Source organism: Streptomyces sp. NPDC020875, from assembly GCF_040641415.1.
Lineage (GTDB): Bacteria > Actinomycetota > Actinomycetes > Streptomycetales > Streptomycetaceae > Streptomyces.
The window spans coordinates 1-19,354 of sequence record NZ_JBFADP010000093.1 but is presented as its reverse complement, the minus strand read 5'-3'; the positions used below and the strand labels follow the sequence as shown (position 1 = coordinate 19,354).

At 73.8% G+C, this 19,354-nt stretch carries 16 protein-coding genes; 5 read left to right on the top strand and 11 right to left on the bottom strand.

The features are described from left to right. Positions 1–100 precede the first annotated feature (100 nt). From AB0G74_RS32860 to AB0G74_RS32840, 5 genes are all read right to left on the bottom strand, one after another. Positions 101–1,984 carry a siderophore-interacting protein gene (locus tag AB0G74_RS32860; RefSeq protein WP_361153945.1) on the bottom strand — a complete coding sequence of 628 codons (1,884 nt, stop codon included), beginning with the start codon at positions 1,982–1,984 and terminating at the stop codon, positions 101–103. Between the two features lie 95 nt (positions 1,985–2,079). Beyond that, the gene (locus tag AB0G74_RS32855; protein ID WP_361153942.1) at positions 2,080–3,132 is read right to left on the bottom strand and encodes an ABC transporter substrate-binding protein; all 1,053 of its coding nucleotides are present in this window, start codon (positions 3,130–3,132) and stop codon (positions 2,080–2,082) included. Between the two features lie 2 nt (positions 3,133–3,134). Further along, positions 3,135–3,968 carry an ABC transporter ATP-binding protein gene (locus AB0G74_RS32850; RefSeq protein ID WP_361153939.1) on the bottom strand — a complete coding sequence of 278 codons (834 nt, stop codon included), beginning with the start codon at positions 3,966–3,968 and terminating at the stop codon, positions 3,135–3,137. Further along, positions 3,965–5,041, bottom strand: a complete 1,077-nt coding sequence (locus tag AB0G74_RS32845; protein ID WP_361153936.1) for an iron ABC transporter permease — start codon at positions 5,039–5,041, stop codon at positions 3,965–3,967. The genes AB0G74_RS32850 and AB0G74_RS32845 overlap by 4 nt, the downstream gene beginning before the upstream one ends. Then, a complete protein-coding gene (locus AB0G74_RS32840) occupies positions 5,041–6,087 on the bottom strand; it encodes an iron ABC transporter permease (protein WP_361153933.1) in 1,047 nt (348 codons plus the stop codon). The genes AB0G74_RS32845 and AB0G74_RS32840 overlap by 1 nt, the downstream gene beginning before the upstream one ends. Positions 6,088–6,304: 217 nt before the next feature. Here AB0G74_RS32840 and AB0G74_RS32835 point away from each other — a divergent pair, with 217 nt between their 5' ends. The 5 genes from AB0G74_RS32835 to AB0G74_RS32815 all read left to right on the top strand — a co-directional run bounded on the left by AB0G74_RS32835 (position 6,305) and on the right by AB0G74_RS32815 (position 10,932). Then, positions 6,305–7,024 carry an AraC family transcriptional regulator gene (locus AB0G74_RS32835; protein ID WP_361153930.1) on the top strand — a complete coding sequence of 240 codons (720 nt, stop codon included), beginning with the start codon at positions 6,305–6,307 and terminating at the stop codon, positions 7,022–7,024. Between the two features lie 326 nt (positions 7,025–7,350). Next, positions 7,351–7,758, top strand: a complete 408-nt coding sequence (locus tag AB0G74_RS32830; RefSeq protein ID WP_361153927.1) for a RidA family protein — start codon at positions 7,351–7,353, stop codon at positions 7,756–7,758. Between the two features lie 712 nt (positions 7,759–8,470). Continuing rightward, positions 8,471–9,727, top strand: coding sequence for a bifunctional class I SAM-dependent methyltransferase/N-acetyltransferase (locus AB0G74_RS32825; protein ID WP_361153951.1), 1,257 nt, complete (start codon positions 8,471–8,473; stop codon positions 9,725–9,727). A 265-nt stretch (positions 9,728–9,992) separates the two neighbouring features. Next, positions 9,993–10,472: a VOC family protein gene (locus AB0G74_RS32820; protein ID WP_361153924.1), complete on the top strand. Its 480-nt coding sequence runs from the start codon at positions 9,993–9,995 to the stop codon at positions 10,470–10,472. A 172-nt stretch (positions 10,473–10,644) separates the two neighbouring features. Beyond that, positions 10,645–10,932 (top strand): hypothetical protein, encoded by a 288-nt coding sequence (locus tag AB0G74_RS32815; protein WP_361153948.1) that lies wholly within the window; start codon positions 10,645–10,647, stop codon positions 10,930–10,932. A 90-nt stretch (positions 10,933–11,022) separates the two neighbouring features. Here AB0G74_RS32815 and AB0G74_RS32810 read toward each other — a convergent pair whose 3' ends face one another. The 6 genes from AB0G74_RS32810 to AB0G74_RS32785 all read right to left on the bottom strand — a co-directional run bounded on the left by AB0G74_RS32810 (position 11,023) and on the right by AB0G74_RS32785 (position 19,035). Beyond that, positions 11,023–11,436: a RidA family protein gene (locus tag AB0G74_RS32810; RefSeq protein ID WP_361153921.1), complete on the bottom strand. Its 414-nt coding sequence runs from the start codon at positions 11,434–11,436 to the stop codon at positions 11,023–11,025. A gap of 265 nt (positions 11,437–11,701) precedes the next feature. Continuing rightward, on the bottom strand, positions 11,702–15,169 hold the full coding sequence (locus AB0G74_RS32805) for an AAA family ATPase (protein ID WP_361153918.1): 3,468 nt from the start codon (positions 15,167–15,169) through the stop codon (positions 11,702–11,704). A gap of 94 nt (positions 15,170–15,263) precedes the next feature. Continuing rightward, positions 15,264–17,363, bottom strand: coding sequence for a PQQ-binding-like beta-propeller repeat protein (locus AB0G74_RS32800; RefSeq protein ID WP_361153915.1), 2,100 nt, complete (start codon positions 17,361–17,363; stop codon positions 15,264–15,266). Continuing rightward, the gene (locus AB0G74_RS32795; RefSeq protein ID WP_361153912.1) at positions 17,360–17,839 is read right to left on the bottom strand and encodes a hypothetical protein; all 480 of its coding nucleotides are present in this window, start codon (positions 17,837–17,839) and stop codon (positions 17,360–17,362) included. Before AB0G74_RS32795 ends, AB0G74_RS32800 begins: the two co-directional genes overlap by 4 nt. Positions 17,840–17,957: 118 nt before the next feature. Next, positions 17,958–18,431: a hypothetical protein gene (locus AB0G74_RS32790; RefSeq protein WP_361153909.1), complete on the bottom strand. Its 474-nt coding sequence runs from the start codon at positions 18,429–18,431 to the stop codon at positions 17,958–17,960. Between the two features lie 139 nt (positions 18,432–18,570). Then, entirely contained in the window at positions 18,571–19,035 is a 465-nt protein-coding gene (locus tag AB0G74_RS32785) for a DUF3574 domain-containing protein (protein WP_361153906.1), read from the bottom strand. Positions 19,036–19,354: the final 319 nt, after the last annotated feature.

The following is a 19,354-nucleotide window of genomic DNA, read 5'->3' as shown; positions in this document are numbered from 1 at the left end:
CCTCCCCCGGGGCCCACCCGCGGCGGGTCCCCCGGCCCCGCCGGGGGGGGGCGTACCGCCGTTCCGGGCCGGGGGCAGGCCCCGGCCCGGAACGGATCGGCTACTCGGCGGTGCCGGTACCGGGGTCGAGGGTCCAGAGCCTGCTGTCCCAGCCGATGTCGTGGCAGCTCCGTACGGTGAGTCCGGCGCGGCGGACCAGTTCGGTGACCGCGTCGGCGTCCCGTACGCCCGAGCCGAAGGCGCACTTGAGCCGCAGATGGTGGACGACGGCTCCGACGTCGTCCGGGTCGGGCGCCGGGACCCGCTCCACCAGGAGGAGGGGGCCGCCGGAGACGGCCGCGCGGCCCGCCTCGATCAGGGTCTGTACCGCGTCGTCGTCCGGCAGTTGTTCGAGCCTGCGGGAGAGGAGTACGGGCCCGGAGGCGGCGGGCGGGCCCTGGGTCGTCGGGATCAGTTCGACGGCCGGGAGGACATCGGTGTCGAGGATCCGCTCCCGGAGGACGCGGAGTTCGGACGGCGGGGCCGCGATCCTGGCCCGCAGCCCGGGGAACGCCTTCACCAGGGCGTTGACGACGGTGGCCGAGCCGGGTCCGGCGGCGGTGAGCCGGGTGTCGGCCGACCAGCCGAAGGCGGTGACGACCCCGGGGGCGATCCAGCGGGCCTCGTCCTCGACGACCTCACGGGTGCCTTCCGCCAACCGGGGTTCCCGGGCCAGGGCCTCGGTGAGGGTCGCGCCGTCCCGGGTGCGGTAGCCCGCGGTGCCGGTGCGCAGGGTGTGCAGCAGTCCGCTGACGGAGGTGTCGAGGGCGGCCTGGGCACCGTCGAGGTGGTATTCGTCGGCGGAGTGGTCGTCCTCGACGAGTTGCCGGCCGATCGCGGTGAGCCGGTAGCCGCCGGGGCCGCCGGTGAGGAGGTCGATCGAGACGAGGTAGGCCAGCAGCGCGGCGAGGGTGGAGCGGTCGGCCCCGGTGCGCTCCGTCAGTCCGTCGAGGTCGCGTACGTCTCGGTCGACCAGGTCGAAGAGGCCGAGGGTGACGGCGGCCCGGATGGTGTAGCCGGGGGTGAGGTCGGTGAGGGCGTGCAGCCGCTCGTGGGCGTCGTCCTCTTCTTCCTCGGTGGTGGCGTCGGCGGCGGTGTCGGCGCCGAGGGCGTCGGGGAGTTCGACGGGAGCGGCCGTGGCGGGGCGCCGCCAGTAGCCGGTGATGTGGGTGTGCTCGCGGGGCACGCCGCGTTCGGTCAGCAGATGGCGGCGGATGCCCTTGAGGGTGACGGCCTCGCCCGCGACCCAGGCGAAGACGGTACCGGGCAGCCAGTCGGCGTTCCGGACGGCGCTCTCCAGCAGATCGGTGGTTCCGGCGGGGGCGCCGTCGCGGGAGAGCCAGACGATCTCGGCGTCGGCCCGGGTCGGCAGCTCCTGGCGGTGGGAGTCGTCGCCGATCTCCACGAAGACCCGGGCGACCGCGGACTCCGGCATCTCGGCGAGCCAGCGCCCGATGGCGGGCAACGCGGTCTCGTCGCCCACGATCAGCAGCCAGTCGGCGCCCTCGGGGGCGCCCTGGGACATCTTGGGCCCGGCGATATGGGCCGAGTCACCGGGTTTCACGGTCTCGGCCCAGGCCGAGGCGATACCACCGGGGTGGCGGACGAAGTCGAAGTCGATCTCCCCGGCCTCCGGGTCGAACCGGACCGGGGTGTAGTCCTTGGAGACCGGCCGCTCGTCCACGGGCCAGTCGAGGCTGCCGGTCTTCTGGCCGGGCAGCACCAGCCGCCCGTCCTCGCCGGGGAAGAAGAACTTCACATGGTCGTCGAAGCCGTCGGTGCGCATCGCGGGCAGGTCGAGCCCGTCGCGGTGGAAGGCCGCGAGCTGGGCGCCGCCGAGGGTGACGCGTCGCATCCCCGGGGTGACGTTCTCGGCGCGCAGGACCGTCAGCTCCCGCAGGACGATGGGGAAGACGGCGACCGGACGGGGATCGCGGACAGACATAGGGCTCCTCGGATGGTACGGGTCCGGGGGCGCGGGCCGGGCCCGCGCCCCCTGGTGCAGGCCCGCCCGCCGACGGTCGGCGGGCGGGCGCGGAATCAGCGGCCGGCGACGGCCCCGGCCAGGATGGGCGTCAGCTTCTCCACGACCCAGGGAAGGCTGAGCGCGTCGGGGTAGGCCATGGTCACGGAGAGGGAGTTCTTGGCGGGGATGACCGCGAAGTTCTTCCGCTTCACCACGTCGAGGGAGCGGAAGAGCTTGTTGCCCTCCAGTTCGGCGGCGGAGAGCAGACCGTTGTCACCGAAGGGGTACGTCAGCAGGAGGACTTCGGCCTCCAGTTCGTCGAGGTTCTCCAGGCTGACCGAGTTCTTCTTGGCCGTGTACGCCTTGGCCTTCTCGGTCTTGCGCAGTCCGAGCTGTTCCAGGACCCCGGGGTCCTGCTCGGAGTGGGACATGAAGGTGATCTGCTCGGGGTGGACGACCGCGTAGGTGTACGTCTTGCCCTTGAACTGCGGATGGGCCGCGGCGGCGTCGGTGACGGCCTTCTCGTTGGCGGTGATGATCTCCTCGGCCTTCTCCTTCAGCCCGAGCGCCTCGGCGGCGGTGCGCAGCCGCTCCTGCCAGGTGAGGCTGTCGGCGTGCGCCTTGTCGGTGTAGGTGACGACGGGCGCGATCGGGGAGAGCTTGGCGTAGTCGGTCGCCATCGACCAGGTGTTCATACCGAGGATGACGTCCGGCTCCTCGGCCATGATGGCCTCGTAGTCGGTGCCGTCGGCGTCGTCGTACGTCTTGAGCTTTCCGGCGCCCAGCTTGTCGATGCCGCGCTGCTTGTACTCGGGGACGGGGTTGCCGTCCTCGGTGTCCGGGGTGATCACCGGGACGATGCCGAGGGCGAGCGCGATGCTGGTGTCGCCGTCGGAGACGGTGGCCACACGGACCGGCTTCTTGGTGACCTTCGTCGTCCCCCAGGCGGTCTTCTGGGTGACCGGGAACACGCCGGCGGCGGCACCGGTGGGCTTGTCGCCGGAGGATCCGGAGTCGTCCGAGTCGGCGGAGCCGCCGCAGCCGGTGACGAGGGCGAGGCCGACGGCCGCGGCCAGCAGCGCCCGGACCGTGCCACGGCGTCCGGTGGTTCGTGCGAGGCGGTTCATGGTCATTTCTCCTGCGTGGGACGGTGCCGGCCGAGCGGGAAGATCTGCGGCCGGTCGGCTTGGGGATGGGTGACGACGACGCAGTCGAGGCCGAAGACCTCGGAGACGGTCCGTTCGTCGAGGACCTCGGACGGCGGGCCCTGGCGTACGACACGGCCGTCGCGGAGGGCGACGATCGTGGTGGCGTACAGGGCCGCCTGGTTGAGGTCGTGGGAGACGAGCACGATGGTCTTGCCGGTCTCCTCGTTGAGTTCGGCCAGCAGGTCCATCACCTCGATCTGGTGCGCGATGTCCAGATAGGTGGTGGGCTCGTCGAGAAGGAGGGTCGGGGTGTCCTGGGCGAGTGCCAGGGCGATCCAGACCCGTTGGCGCTGGCCGCCGGAGAGCTGGTCGACGGGCCGTTCGAGCAGTTCGGCGGTGCCCGTCGCGTGCAGCGCCTCGGCGACGATCCGGTCGTCCTCGGCGGTGCCGCGCTGTCCGAACCTGCGGTGCGGATGGCGGCCCCGCCGGACCAGGTCGCCGACGGTGATGCTCTCCGGCGCGATCGGGGACTGCGGCAGCACACCGAGCCTGCGGGCCACCTCGCGGGTGGGCAGGGCGTGGATGTCGGCGCCTTCCAGGAGGACGGATCCGGCCGCGATCGGCATCAGCCGGGCGATCGACTTCAGCAGGGTCGACTTGCCGCAGGCGTTGGGGCCGACGAGGGCGGTGATCTTCCCCTTCTCGATCCGCAGCGACAGTCCGTCGATGACCCGGGCGTCGCCGTATCCGGCGCTGACGTCATGGGCCTCGACGGCGGGCGCCGGGGCGGGGGTGGTGGCGGTCTGTGGGTTCACGGGGTGGCTCCCGGTCCGCGCCGAAGGATCAGCCAGACGAAGTAGGGCGCTCCGAGCAGCGCGGTGAGGACCCCGGTGGGTACCGGGCTGATGACGGGGGCGTGCCGGGCGAGGACGTCGGCGGCGAGGACGATGACGGCGCCGACGGGCGGGGCGAGCGCGATCGCCCGTTCCTCGCCGACCAGCCGCTGGGCGATCGGTCCGGCGATCAGGGAGACGAAGCCGATGGGGCCCACGACGCTGGTGGCGAGGGCCGCGGCGGCGGCGCCGACGAGCAGGACGCCGACCCGGGTCCTGGCGACCTTGGTGCCCAGGCCGGTGGCGAGCTGGTCCCCGAGGGTCAGTCCGCTGAGCGGCCGGTAGAGCAGGGCGGTGGCGCCCGCGCAGACGACGAGTCCGACGGTGAGGGTCGTGACGCCCTCCCAGTCGGCGGCGGCGACGCTGCCGATCATCCACCGGGCGGCGATGGCGATGCTCTGTTCGTCGGCGAGGGTGAACAGATAGTTGGTGTACGCCGTGCAGACCCCGCTCAGTCCGATACCGACGAGGACCAGGCGGTAGGTGTCGATGCCGCCCCGGTAGCTCAGGAGGTAGACGGCGCCGAGCAGGACGACGGATCCGGTGACGGCGGCGACCGGCGCGCCCAGGGCGAAGGCTCCGGGGGCGTAGAGCAGGACGGTGGTGGCGCCGGCGGCGGCGCCCGCCGAGATGCCGACGATGTCCGGGGTGGCCAGCGGGTTGCGGATGAGTCGCTGGTAGATCGCTCCGGCGAGACCGAAGAGCGCACCGGCGAACAGGGCGGCCAGGGCGCGGGGCACCCGCAGCTGGAAGATCATGTAGTCGGCGAGTCCGGTCCGCAGTCCGAAGGCCGCGGGGAGGACGTCGGCGGGGTCGACCCGGCCGATGCCGCCGAGCAGTACGGAGGCGGTGAGCAGGGCGACCAGCAGTACGGCGAGCCCGGCCGCGATGACCGTGGCCCTGCGGTTGCGGCGTCTGCGCCCGGCGCGGAGCAGGGCGGCGGTCCGGTCGGTGGCGCGGGCCGGTTCGGGCCTCTTCACGAGTACGGTCGTCATCACATCCGCACCAGGTTCCGGCGGCGGGCCAGCCAGACGAAGAAGGGGGTGCCGACGGCGGCCGTCATCACTCCGACCTGGATCTCTCCGTGGTCGATGACGAGCCGTCCCGCGATGTCGGCGCCGGTGAGGAGTACCGCGCCGACGGCCATGGAGAGCGGTAGCGACCAGCGGTGGTCGGGTCCGGTCAGCATCCGGGCGCAGTGAGCGGCGACCAGTCCGACGAAGGCGACGGGTCCGACGGCGGCGGTGGCGGCGGCGCAGAGCAGGACCGCCACGGCGGCGGAGGCGAGCCGGGCGCGTTCGACCCGGACGCCGAGTCCGCGGGCGGTGTCGTCGCCCAGGCTGAGGATGTTGAGGGTACGGCCGAGGAAGAGCGCCAGGACCAGGGCGACGCCGGCGAAGGGCAGTACCTCGTCGAGCATCTTGCCCCGTCCGGTGAGCTGGCCGATGGACCAGAACCGCAGATTGGCGTAGACGGCGGTGTCACGGATCACCATCAGGGTGATCAGGGACGACATCACGGCGCCGAGGGCGACCCCGGCGAGGACGAGTCCGATCGTCGAACTCCCCGCGTTGGTGCGGGTGCCGATGAGATAGACCAGTACGGCCACGACTCCGGAGCCGGCGAGGGCCAGCCAGAAGTAGCCGTGGACCCCGGTGACACCGAGGAAGGTGATGCCGAGGACCACGAACATGGCCGCGCCCTGCTCGATCCCGAGGATCCCCGGGTCGGCGAGCGGGTTCATGGTCAGGGCCTGCATCACCAGCCCGGAGGCGCCGAGCGCGGCGCCGACCAGCAGCCCCAGCAGGGTCCTGGGGATGCGTTCGGTCCACAGGACCTGGGCGTTGTAGGACTGGTCGCCGTGGTCGAACAGGATCCGGACGATCTCGGTGACGGAGATGTCCCGGGCACCGAGCCCGATCCCGGCGATCAGGGTGGCCGCGACCGCGGCGAAGGCGAGTGCGGTGACGGCGGCGCCTCGGGAGAGGCGGGTCCTTGCCGGTGGCGGATGCGCTGTCACCGGCGGGGACGGGGATCTCATGGGTGGCTCGGCTCCTCGTTCTGCGAATCGAAGGTTAGGCTACCCTTACTTGCCGCACGGCGATCCAAGCCGGAGGCGGATGACTCACACTCAGGGGTCGGTCGAAGGGCCCCGCGATCTGGGGGCGGGAATGACGCAGGGGACCACCGCACGGGCGGTACGGGGACCACGGACCGGGGAGCGGTCGCCCGCCGCGCGGCGGCGGGATCCGGGGCCGGTGGACGACGAGTTCATCACCGTGGGCGGGCATCCCACCCATGTCCACGACTACCACCAGTTCCTCCATGTCCCGCTGGGGCGGATCGTCGTCACGGCCTCGGCACTCGGTACGGAGTACGAGGTGACGCCGTCGACCGGGTTGTGGCTGCCCGCGGGCCTGCCGCACAGCGCCCGGTTCGACCCGGACGCGCTGGTGGTGAGCGAGACCTTCGACAGCGGCCGGTACCGGCTGCCGTACCGGGGCGCGACGGCGGTGGCCGTGGGCACGGCCCGGCGGCGGGCGCTGCTGGCCCGGATGCGGGAGCACGGCTCGGCGCCCGACGACGACGCGCTCTTCGCCGAGCTGACGGCGGGCCCCGCGGACCGGCTGCCACTGCCGTGCCCCATCAGCGAACCGGCGCGGGCGGTGGCGGACGGTCTGCTGCGGCGCCCCGACGATCCGCGCACGGCCGACGAGTGGGCCCGGGCGCTCTACACCAGTTCGACGACGCTGCGGCGGGCGTTCCGCGCGGAGACCGGGATCGCGTTCTCGGAGTGGCGTACCCGGCTCCGGCTGAACCGGTCGCTGGAGCTGCTGGCGGAGGGGCAGTTGGTGGGTACGGTCGCGTCCCGGGTCGGTTTCGTCAGCACCAACGGCTACATCCTGGCGTTCCGCAAGCACTTCGGCCGCACACCCGGCGCGTACGCCCGCACGTCGGGCGAGCGCACGGCGGCGTAGCCGGGGGTACGAGACCGGGCCCGCGTCCGCCCTCGGCGGGGCCGGGGGCGGTACGGGCCGGGGCGAAGAAGAGGACGACGCTCCGGCGGATCGTCGTGGTCGTGTCGTCGAGCACCCCGGCGCCGGGCATCGCTCGCGCGACGCGGCCGGGCCGGGGCGGGGCGGGCTCCGGTCGCCCCCGTGGTCACCGAACGGTGCCCAGGTAACGGAAAAGTGCGTTCTTCCCCCGACTCCTCCGCTCTCCTATGGTGACCAGGTATCCATCAGTAACCACAGGGCGGCACACCCCCTCCCGGGGTAGTGTCATGCCCACCTCAAGGAGTGCCATGGCCGTCACCCTCGTCAATCCGGACGGGCTGCCCACCGTCGACGTCTACCGGCAGGTGGCGATCGCGTCCGGCAGCCGCATGGTCCTCGTCGCCGGACAGGTCGCCCATGACGCCGACGGGAACACCGTCGGCCCCGGCGATCTGACCGCCCAGGTCGAACGGGCCTATCTCAATGTCGGGATCGCCCTCGCGGCGGCGGGCGGTTCCTTCGCCGACGTCACCCGGCTCACCTTCTACGTCGTCGGCTGGAGCGTCGACCGGATGCCCGAACTCCTGGCCGGGATCGACCGGGCGGCCGAAGCCCTGGGCGAGCGCCCGTACCCGCCCGCCACCCTGATCGGCGTCCAGTCGCTCGCGACCCCCGACCTGCTGGTCGAGATCGAGGCGAGCGCCGTCCTCGACTGACCGGCGATCCGGGCCCCCGGGGCCGTCCGGTCACGCCCCCGCAGGCGCGCCGCCCGGGTCGGGCTCCGGACCGTCCCCCGGCACGCGAAGTCCGACACGCGGGCACTCCCCGGCGGCCCTCGACCATGGCGGACGGATCCCCGCGTGCCGTCGTCGAGGTTCCCGGACGGTCCCGTACGGGGGCAACCTCCCCTCCCCCGGCCCCTACGGAGCCCCTCGCCGCCGCCCTCGCGGCACACACCGGACACCGCGGGCCCCGGCTCCCGACGGGCGACCCCGATCCGGTCGCGGCCCGGGGCGGCGGCCGGGGGTCGCCCCGTACCGGCGGCGGGGCGGGAGCGGGGGCGTACGCCGCGTGCGCCCCGGCCAGGTGGCCGGTCCCGGGTCCGGCGAACCGGGGCCGGGACCGGCTGCCCGTGTTACGGTGTGGGCCGCGTCGGCGTTCCGTCCGGCCGCGTGGGACCGAGAGGGAGGTGAGTCGATGACTGTCATCGAGGCCGCTGTCATGAACAGCGCCCGGACCAGCATCCTCATCCTCCTGGCCGCGGTCTGATCCCACACCTCCCCGCTCCCCCGTGCTCCGGTACGGTTCCTCGGCGCGGCGCTGGCGTGTGCGGACTCTCCCGGCCCCTTTCCCAAGGGTCTTACGTTGTCCTCTTCTTCTGCCGCGTCGTCGGCTTCCTCGTCGTCGCCGTCCGGCGGCGCCGATCCCGTGACCGACGCCCTTCTCTCCCTGCACCGCGGACTCCCCCGGCAGGCGCCCGGCTCCGACGCCACCACCCGGCGGCTGCTGGAGCTGGCCGGGCCGCTGCCCGACCGGCCCCGCGTCCTCGACGCGGGCTGCGGCCCCGGCCGTTCGGCGCTGCTCCTGGCCGAGGCCACCGGCGGTCATGTCGTCGCGGTCGATCTGCACCACCCCTTCCTGCGCGAGCTGGAGGGCGAGGCGGCCCGGCGCGGCCTGACCGACCGGATCACCGCCGTCCACCGGTCGATGGTGGAACTCCCCTGCCCTGACGGCTCGTTCGATCTGATCTGGGCCGAGGGCTCGGCCTACGCCGTCGGCTTCGACAACGCCCTGCGCGCCTGGCGACGGCTGCTCGCCCCCGGGGGCGTCCTGGTCGTCACCGAGATCGAGTGGTCGGTTCCCGACCCCGCCCCCGGCGCCCGCGCCTTCTGGGACCCGGTCTATCCGCTCCGCGACCGGGCCGCGAACACCGGCGCGGCCCGCGCGGCGGGCTACCGGATCACCGCCGGAATCCAGTTGCCCGACGGCGACTGGTGGGACGAGTACTACACGCCCCTCGCCCGGCGCGCCGCCACCGCGGATCCGGAGCTGCCCGGTATGACCGAGGCCCTCGCCGCGACGCGCGGGGAGATCGCCGTACGCCGGGACCACGGCACCGACTACCACTACGCGGGCTACGTCCTGCGCCCCGAACCCGAGAACGGAACATCCGCCATGACCGACTGGACCACCCGTCCGGAGACCGCCGGCGACATCGCCGCCGTACGCGAGATCAATCTCGCCGCCTTCCCCACGCCCGCCGAGGCCGATCTGGTGGACGCGCTGCGGGCCGACCCCGGGGCATGGATCGACGGGCTCTCCCTGCTCTCGGTCGACCCCGACGGCAGGCCCGCCGGGCACGCCCTGCTGACCCGCTGTCTGATCGGCACCGAACCCGCCCTCGCCCTGGCGCCCTGCGCGGTGCTCCCCGGCTTCCAGCGGCAGGGCGCCGGGGGCGCCGCCGTCCGGGCCGCCCTGGACGCCGCGCGCGCCCTCGGCGAGCAGACCGTGGTCGTACTCGGCCACCCCGGCTACTACCCCCGGTTCGGCTTCGTGCCCGCCTCCCGGTTCGGGATCACCGCCCCGTTCGACGTACCGGACGAGGCGTTCATGGCGCTGACGCTCGACCCCGGGCGCCCCGCGCCGACCGGCGCCGTCGGCTATCCGGCCGCCTTCGGCATCTGACCCGAATCCGATCCGAATCCGATCCGCCGGACACGGGCGGAAGCGGTACGACGCCGGGCCCGGGGTGTACGCCCCGGGCCCGGCCCCTTCCGCCGCCCGGCGCTCGGCCACCCGGGCGGCGGAGCCCCGGCGGGCGGGCGTACTCCGCCGCCGCGATGATTTCCGGCGGCACGGCGGGTCCATCCTCCTGAGGGGCCCGCCCGGACGTCGGACGGGTCCGGGCACCGCGCGGCGACCACCGCGCCCACAACCAGGAGCGCATGCCATGCCCCGGATCATCCCGAACCTCTGGTTCGACACCCAGGGAAAGGAAGCGGCGGAGTTCTACTGTTCGGTCTTCCCCCGCTCCCGTATCACCCGCGTCACCCACTACGGGGAGGCCGGACCCCGTGCCGCGGGCACCGTACTCACCGTGGACTTCGAACTCGACGGCGAGCGGTTCACCGCCATCAACGGCGGACCCGAGTTCACCTTCGACGAGGCCGTCTCCCTGCTGATCGAGTGCGAGGACCAGGCGGAGGTGGACTACTTCTGGGCGGCGCTCACCGCCGACGGCGGTCAGGAGGGGCCGTGCGGCTGGCTGAAGGACAAGTACGGGCTGTCCTGGCAGGTGGTGCCGCGCGGGATGGACGAGCTGCTCGACGATCCCGACCCGGCCAGGCGGGACCGCGGGATGCGGGCGATGCTCGCCATGGGCAAGCTCGACCTGGCGGCGATCCTGGCCGCGGCGGACGCCCGGGACTGAACCCGCCCTCCCCGGCGGCCCTCACTCCGGGCACCCGGCACCCGGCACCGGTATGGAGACCGGATGAGTACGGGTACTCAGGCGGCGTACCGCGCGAGACCCGAGAGTGGATCGCGTACCGCGACGACAGGAGCCCGAAGCCGTGCCCGCAGCCCGACCGATCCGCCGCCGGATCGCCACCACCGCACTGGCTGCCGTCTCGACGGCCGTCGCCCTCACCGCCCTGACCGGCTGCGGCTCCCTGCTGAAGGAGGCGGTGTGCGGCGGCGCCGAGTACCCGGTACTGGCCGTCGGCGACCACGGCTCGGCCTGCGTCCAGGACGGCGAGGAACCGGACGAGGGCTGGGCTCGCTACCCCGAGGGGAAGGTCCCCCGCCATGTCGACGACCGGTGGGACGTCTACTGGCGGACCCATACCCTCGACGAGAACGGCGACATCATCGAGCTGCCCGCGCAGTGACCGGGACGGCTGACGGCCGCCGGTACGGGTCCGGCGGCGGGGGCCACCGCGAAGGCGGCCCCTGTCCGGCCCGGCCCGCGGCCGTGGTCGTCATCCGTCCGACGGCGCGGTCAGCGCCAGCGCCTCGACCTCCATCAGGATGTCGGGCCGGAAGAGCCCGGCCACCCGGACCGCCGAACTCGCGGGCGGGCGGGCGGTGTCCACATAGGCGTCGCGGGCCGCGCGCAGGGCGGGCAGCTGGCCGGTGTCGGTGACGAAGAAGGTGAGTTTGACGACATCGTCGAAGTTCGCCCCGGCCGCCGCGAGACAGCGGCTCAGGTTCTCGAAGATCCGGCGGGCCTGGGCGTCCGGGTCGTCCGGGCCGACGAGTTCGCCGTTCTCGTCCAGGGCGACCTGGCCGGAGATCACGACCAGCCGTCCGGTGCCGGTGACGACCTGGGAGTAGCCGTTGCCGGGGGCGACACCCTCGGGGGCCGCTATATGGGTGAGTTCGGTGCTGTTCACCCCCCGATCCTCGAACATCCTCCGGCGTTCCACCAGCGCGTATCCCGCGACGGAACCGGGTGGTTCGGGCCCGGCCGGTGCAGCAGCAGGAAGGCCGCCGCCATGGCCAGCGGGCCGAGTACCAGGGTCCGGCCCGGGTCGGTAGAGGGCGAAACGCCTCACCCCTCCGCTTCTCGGCGCGGGACGAGCCGAGGGTGGCCCTCACCGGCCCGAGGCGGCCCTGTGGTCCGATTCTCCGTGGACCCGGGCCGCCGGTGCCGGAATGTCAGTGGCTGTCCGCGGCTTCCGCGAGGATCGCCTCCGCCGCCGCGGCCCAGGGCTTGCTGCGGGTCAGGGCATCGCGCAGTTCCGCCACTCGCCGGAAGGCGTTCTCGCGGTCGCGCAGGACCCGTTCGACGGCGCGCGCCCAGGTCTCGGTGTCGGTGTCATAGTTGCCGGTGACGGGGACCACGAACCGTCCGGCCATCTGCGGCTCCACCGTCTCGCGCAGCAGTTCGCCGAGTCCGCTCTCGCCGCTGACCAGGACGGGGACGCCGCGGGCGATCGCCTCCGCGCCGACCAGTCCGAATCCTTCGGTACGGGAGGGCATCAGGACCAGGCTCGCCGCGTCCAGGTCGTGGGCGATCGCCTCCTCCTCGGCCGTGTACTCGCGGACGGTCACATTCATCATCGTCGAGCCGGACCAGCCGCTGATCTCGGCCTGCTGGTCCTCCGATGTGCCGGGCGGGGCGCCCCGGACCACCAGCCGGACCCGCCCGGACTGGTCGTCGCGGACCCAGCGGTCGACCCGGCCGCAGGCGGCCGCAGCCAGCCGGACGCCTTTGAGTTCGGCGTCGTCGGTCCGGCCGAGGAGCAGCACCCGCCAGGTCGAACCGCCGGGCGGGGTGCGGGGGCCTTCGGCCCGGGTTCCGCCGTCGAAGCCGGGGTCGAGCCGGAGCGGGGTGCGGGGCACGTTCGTGAACTCGGCCTGGTACTGGTCGTGCAGCCGGGGGCCGACGGCGACGACCCGGTGCGCCCCGCTGCCCAGCTGGCGTTCGATGCCGGTGCGTTCGGCCGCGCGGCGGCCCGCGTCGACGTCACGGCCCCGCTTGTGCCATTCGATCTCGTCCGGCGCCATATGGACGATGTGCAGCCGTCGGGCGTTGGGAAAGAAGTCCAGGGTCAACCGCTGGGCGGCGGGGCCGGTGATCCGGCCGTGGCCGACGATCAGGTCGGGGACGGTGCCTTCCGGGAGTTCGGGGCGGGCCGCGAGCCGTAGATCGTCCGAGCCGCCCGGCACCCGGCGGGCCGGGAGGAGGACGACGCCCGCCTTGTCGGCCTGCTCGCGTTCGGCAGGGGTGACGTCGAGGACGACGCAGTACACCTCGGCGCCGGAGGCCCGCAGGGCCCGGCAGAGTTCGCGGTTGAAGGTGCTGAGGCCGCCGTGCGACGAGGACCATTCGGTCGCCACGGCGAGGACGACGGGCGTCGCGGGCACCGGTTCGGGGGCGGTGCCGTCGGCAGCCTGGGCGACCGGGGGATCGATCGAGGGGGCGGGGGCGGCGGAGGCCGTGCCACCGCCCGGCGGAAGTCCAAGCGTCTCCTGGGCGGAGCAGACCGCCTCGTACAGATCGACCTCCCGCTCCTCGCGCAGGCTCCGGGGGGCGGCCGGGTCGGGCCGCAGCAGATACTCCATCATCTGCCCGGTGACGCTCAGGGCCTCCAGTTCGGCGGCGGCGCGTGCCAGCAGGTCGCCCGCCCGGCCGGGGTCGCCGTCGAGCAGCCGGGCCATGGCCCAGTTGTAAGTGCTCAGGGCCCGGTCGATGGGGTGGGAGGCCAGATCGTGGGCGCGTCCGCCCCAGGTCAGGGCCTCGGGCACATCGCCCGCGACCAGGGAGAGATAGAGCACGCTGTTGGCCTGCTCCCAGTCGGGGATCAGGTCGAAGGCGAGCCGGAAGTGGCGGAGGGCTCCGTCGCGGTCGGCGGCGGCGTAGCGGTCGTACGCGGTGGAGACGTGGTTGTCCGCCAGGTCGCGGCGGAGCCGTCCGGAGGCCCGGGCCAGCCACTGGTCGGCGGGCCTGCTGCGGAGCGGGATCCGAACCCGGTCGGCGGTGAGCCGACCGCCCGCGCCCTCGATCCGTGCCAGGGCCTCGGCGTACTCGGGCCGTTCGGTCAGCTCGACGTCCTGGTGGTCGGCGGCGTACAGCCACCGTTCGACGGCGAGTTCGCCGAAGCCGCACCGTACGGAGGTCAGGTCGAGGGCGCGGGGCTCCCCGGCGCGCAGGATCGCGGAGTGCGCCATATCGACGGTGGGGGTGGCGTCGGGGCCCTGGTCGGGCAGGTTCTCCAGGGCGGCGAAGTTGCGTTCCACGTCGTCCGCGGACATCGCGGGGCAGCAGGTCGGCAGGATCCGCAGCGGGCCCGGGTCGGAGAAGGAGTGCAGCAGTTTCAGGATCCGGTTGACGAGCAGGGCGCGCAGCCCGCCGCGTGAGGTGATCTGCGCGTGCTGGGGGTGCGGGGAGGCCGGGAGGCGTCCGGCGGTCCAGGCGCGGGCGTAGATCTCGTCGAGGAGTTCGGTCTCCACGGCGAAGTCGATGACCTCGGTGTCGGCCAGGATGCCGTCGGCCACCAGCCGGGCCCGGCAGTTGTCGTAGACGGACCGGGTGATCTGCGGCGGGCCGCCGAGGACATGGGCGAACCAGACCTGGTCGGCGGTGCCGTCGCCGAGGGCGGAGGTGAGGATGTTGAAGGCGATGAGCTGTTGGGTGTCCATCGCCCGGACCGCGCGGATCAGGGGCCGTTCCATCAGGTCACGGCCGGTCTCCAGCTGGGCCCGGATGGCCTCGACGACCTCGGCCGTCAGCTGGAGGGAGTCGGTCAGGCCGCGCTGCCAGCGGGCGAAGATCTCATGGCAGTAGAGCTGGATCTCGTACGGATTGCCGCCGGTGAGGTGCATCAGTTCGGCGGCCATCGGCGCGGGCGCCAGGGCGGTGGGCAGTCCGATCGCCCGCAGCGGGCGGACCACGCAGTCGTAGACCTCCTCGTGGGTGGTGAACCGCCGGACCTCGATCTCCTTGAACTGCCGGAGGATCTGGGCGTGGACGTCGCGGATCTGGTCGATGAGACCGGACGTCCCGGCCAGGACGAGGACGAGTCCGTCGACCCGGCTGGTGAGGAAGCGCAGGGCGGACAGGACGCGGGCGTCGGCCGCCATCACCTGGGCCTCGTCGACGAGGAGGACCAGGGGGTGGCCGAGGAGGCCGACGATCCGGGCGAGGTCGGCACGGAGCGCGGCCTCCGGTACGGGTCCGGTGGGTCCGGCGAGGGCGACGGCCTCCGGGAACTGCCAGGGGTCGCCGGGCTCGGGAACGGCTCCGTGCATCACCCGGCGGACCGCGGGCAGGTCGAACGGCGCGGTGCCGTCCGGTGCCGCGAGCGCGTCGGCGACGGCCACGGCGGTTTCCTCGTAGAGCTTGCGGAAGAAGGCGACGGGTTCGCCGTCGCCGTCGAGGAGCTCGATGCGTACGGTGGTGCGGCCGTCCTCGCGGGCCATCCGGTCGATGGCGTTGAGCAGGCTCGTCTTGCCCGCGGCGCGCTGTCCGTGCAGCACCACGCAGACCGAGGGTCTGCCGACCCCGGCCTGGGCCAGCTGGTAGCGGACGGTCGCCGTCTCCGCGCCCCGCCCGGCGAAGTGCGCGGCGTCGCGCACCGGGTTGCGGAAGTCGTACGGATTGCTCAGCCGGCTGATGTCCACGGGCCCCCTCACGTCGGAGCCCCGATCGTACGGTCCCGTGGCGGAGCCGTTCCAGCCGCCCGGCCCGGCGCGGGGCGGGCCGGGCGGCGGACGGTCAGAGGGTGAGGGCGGTCAGCTTCTTGCCGCCGCTCAGGGCGTAGACGACACCGTCGGCGACCAAGGGGTCGTCCACTTCGCCGCCGAGGTCGGCCTGCCACAGCGGGGCGCCCGACGCGTCGTCGAATCCGCGCAGCCGGGAGTCGCCGCCGGTGATGACGACACCGTTCACCACGGCGACCCGGCCCGCGCCCGCCACGTCCGCCCGCCAGCGTCTCCGGCCGGTACGGGCGTCGACGGCGTGCAGCCCGTCGGGGGCGCCGAAGTAGGCGGTGTTCCCGGCGACAGTGACCGGGCCCGCGACACCGGGGCTCCCCATCCTGTACGTCCACCGGTGGGCGCCGTCGGCAGCGGCGAAGGCCGTCAGCCCGACCTCCCACGTGCTGACGATCAGGGTGTCCCCGTGGACGGCCGGGTGGGCGTAGGTGCCTTCGAACGAGCCGCCGCGCCACAGCAGGCGGCCGTCGCGGGCACGGACGGCGCGGACGAAGGCGGCTTCCCCGGCGACGATGTCCCCCTCGGTGATGAAGACCCGGCCACCGGCCGCGGCGCAGGGTAAGGCGGAGGCCGTGCTGAAGCGGTAGGACCAGCGCTTGGCGCCGTTCGCGGCGTCGAGCCCGTACAGCACACCGCTGAAGCAGTTGACGAAGACCCCGCCGTCGCTGACGGCGGCCTCCGAGTTGACGCCCCCTTCGGCCTGGAAGGTCCATTTGTGGCGGGCGGTCCTGCCGTCGACGGCGTGCAGGGTGCGGCCGAGCTGCGCGCCGACGTAGACGACGCCGTCGGCGGCCACCGGGCGGGGCAGCACACTGTTGCCGCCGGTCTCGTAGATTCCGGTCGGGCTGCCGGTCGAGGCGGCGGTGGGGACCAGTCGGCCGAGGGCGCCCGCGACCCAGAGCACCCCGCCGACCAGGGCCGGGGCGTGATAGGCGCCCTCGTCGTAGACGGTGTCCCATTTGTGCGTCGGCTTCCGGCGCCCGGGGCCCCGCCGGGGGTTGTGCCGTCCGGCCGGGGCGGGGCGGCCGGCCGCGCTCGCCGACGCCGAACGGGACGCGGACGCCGACGGCGACGCCGAGCCGGACGGGGACGGGGCGGCGGAGGGGGAGGCGGACGGGCGGGCCGACCCGGTCGGGCCGCTGCCGCTGCCGGGGGCGGGTCCGGCGGCCCCGTTCCCGGCGGCACGTTTCCCGTCGGCCAGCAGCCGCCAGGAGACTCCGCCCGCGCCGCCGAGGGCGAGGGCCCCGGCCGCGGCGATCAGGGCCCGCCGCGCGGTGGGCGAGCCGCGCCCGGCCGGGGTCCGGGGCGCCACGAGGGCCGTGAGCGCGCCGTCGGCGGCGCCGGGCAGGACGGCCGTGTTGTGGGCCAGGGCGATCCGGGCGCCGAAGTTGCGGTTGCGCTGCTGCGGGGCGGGCCGGCCGCGGGCGGTGAGTCTGCGGTGGGTCTCCCGGTAGACGGTCTCCATGTCGAGCTGTGCCGGGCCGTTCTCGACTCCGGTGGCGAGTACAGTGATCAGTTCGCCGGTGAACGCGGTGTACGGCTCACCGGGCGGGGCGAGGGCCTTGACGGTCTCGGCGGTGGCCGTCAGCAGGAACGTCCCCTCGATCAGGGCGTGGTCGGCGATCCGGCTGCCGAGCGGTGCCGAGGCCATCTCGCCCGACATCGCCAGGCCGCTGTAGCAGCAGTCGAGGACGACGACCTTGCGGCGGGCGGTGACCCGGGCGTCGAGCACGGCCCGGCGGACGTACTCGTACCGCAACCCCGTATCGGGCCGGTCGGGGCGGGTGCCGGGCAGGGTGAGGACGAGTTCGTTGTTGTGCCGGTCGATCAGCCCGTGGCCCGCGTAGTAGAAGAACAGCGTGTCGGTGGCCGCCCCGGCGGCCTCCTCCAGGGCGTCGAGTACGGTCCGGGCGTCGGCGGGCTGCGGCAGCAGGGTGCGACGGGCGGCCGGGAGTCCCCAGACCCGGGGGTGGCCGAGGACCTCGGAGAGCGCGGCCGTGCTGCGTTCCACGGCGGGGAGCCGGGGCAGATGGCGGTAGTCGTGGGTGCCGACGAGGACGGCCCGGGAGGCTGCCGGATCGGAGACGGCGGCCGTCGTCACGGTCGGTCCGGCCTTCCGTCAGCGCCGTCGGACGGGTCCGGCGCTTCGGGGGTATCGGGGGCGCCGGACGCTCCGGGGGCGGCCGGGGTGTCGTCCCCGGGAGCGGGGTCCGGCTCCCCGCCGCCGGCTCCGGCGGTCAGGGCGCGGGTGATCCGTTCGACGGTCTCCGGGGAGCCGTCGCGGACCTCGACCACCACACCGCCGCGTTCGATCCTCACCCCGGGGGCCCGGTCGCCGCCCCGGGTGGCCCGCCAGTTGGCGACGGCGACCACCAGACCGCTCAGGGCCAGCGTATGGCCGAGGACGGCGCTGACGATCTCGAAGGCGCCGCCCATCTCGCCGGGTCCGGGCGGCGCGGGCCGGAGGGTCAGCCGGGCGGTGGTCTTCAGGTCCGGATCCATCGAGAGCCAGCGGAAGAGTTCCAGCGGATTCCCGGCCCCGCCGTGCCCGTCGTCGACCGTGACCGATACCCGCATCAGCGTCCCCCGCTTCCGTGTACCCCGAAAGTCCCCGCCCGAGCCCCGGCATCGTATCCCCGGAGGTCGGGACGCGGAGAGGGAAACGACGGGTTGCCGGGGCCGTCCGCCGGGCCGGTCAGGCTTCGATGGTGACGTCGACGGGGTGCATTGCGCCGTCGTGCCGGACGACCGCCCAGTAGCCCTCCATCAGGTGGGTGCCGCTCATGTCCTCGTAGTGGAGTTCGAGTTCGACGGCGCTGGTGATCGCGAGAGTCGTGGGGGCCATGTCGCGGAGGAAGCCGGCCCGTTCCCCGGGGGGTTCTTCGCCCGTCGCGCCCCACTCCCAGAGATAGCCGGTGGACCGGTCCCGGACGGTGTCGAAGTCGGCGAGGAGGGCCCGGAGCCGGGGCAGCAGAGCGGCGAACCCCTCGCGGTCGATGGCCGGTTCGGCGGAGATCTCGCGGTAGCCGGAGTCCAGGGTGATGTGCAGGTCCCGGCCCGCGGCGCGGACGGTCACCTCGCGCGCTTCGGGAAGCCGGTCGAGGGCGGCGAACCCGGGATCGTCCGGTACGGGCGCGCCGGGCTCGGGCGGGGTCGGGGCGGTGGACACGCGGCGGCTCCTTCGGCGGGCGGGCCGCGGGGCGCGGCCGACGACCGCATTCTGCCCCGCCGTCGCACACCGCCCCACCAGGGGGTTCCCGCCTGTCCCGCGAGCGCCGCCGCGGGGCGCGGTCGCCGGTCGCGAGCGGTCAGAAATCGACGCGGACGTCCTGGTCGACCCGGGCCACCGGCTCCTGGGCGAACCGGCGGTTGTAGAGGTGGCGGATCTCCTCGATGTCCGTATCGGCGGCACCGGCGGCCGACCGGGGATAGAACAGGATCACCTCGTACGAGCGCTCGGACTCGATCACGCCGAACCGATCGCGGTACTGACCCCGGCCCTCCTGCACGGTCAGTCCGGCCGGGAAGCGGCCGGTGATCGTGGTGTCGAGGAAGGCCCGGAACTCGCGCGGGGTGACCTCGGGTCCGCCGTCGGGGCGGGCGGTGCCGAAGAAGAGCTGGGTCTCGACGTACCGCGTCTGGGGCGCGCGGGCGACGGGTACGGCCGCGGAGGCCGTGGCGACCGTACCGGCGAGGGCGAGTACGGCGCCGACCGCGAGGGTGACGGAGGTGGAGACGGGGCCGGTGGGGCCGATGAGCCCGAGGGGTTTCATGCCCCGCCAACGCGGCGCCGGGGAACGGGGTTACGGAACGTGAGCCGTACGGCTTCCGGGCGTCCGGCAACGGGCCTCGGCGGGCCGCAACGCGGTCGCAACGTCACGGTGGGTTCACTGGGCGGCTCACCCGGCGAGCACGGTCTCCCGTCCGTGACCCCGCCCGCCCGCCGGCGGACGTCGCCGGGAACGGTGCGGGCCGGTGGCCGCCCACCACCTCCGAGGTCGGGCCGTCGGTGGCCGGTGTGGTGGTGGCGTACGCGGGCCATCCGGCGGCGTACGCCGTCACGGTGCTGACGTTCACGGTCTCCGTACTGCT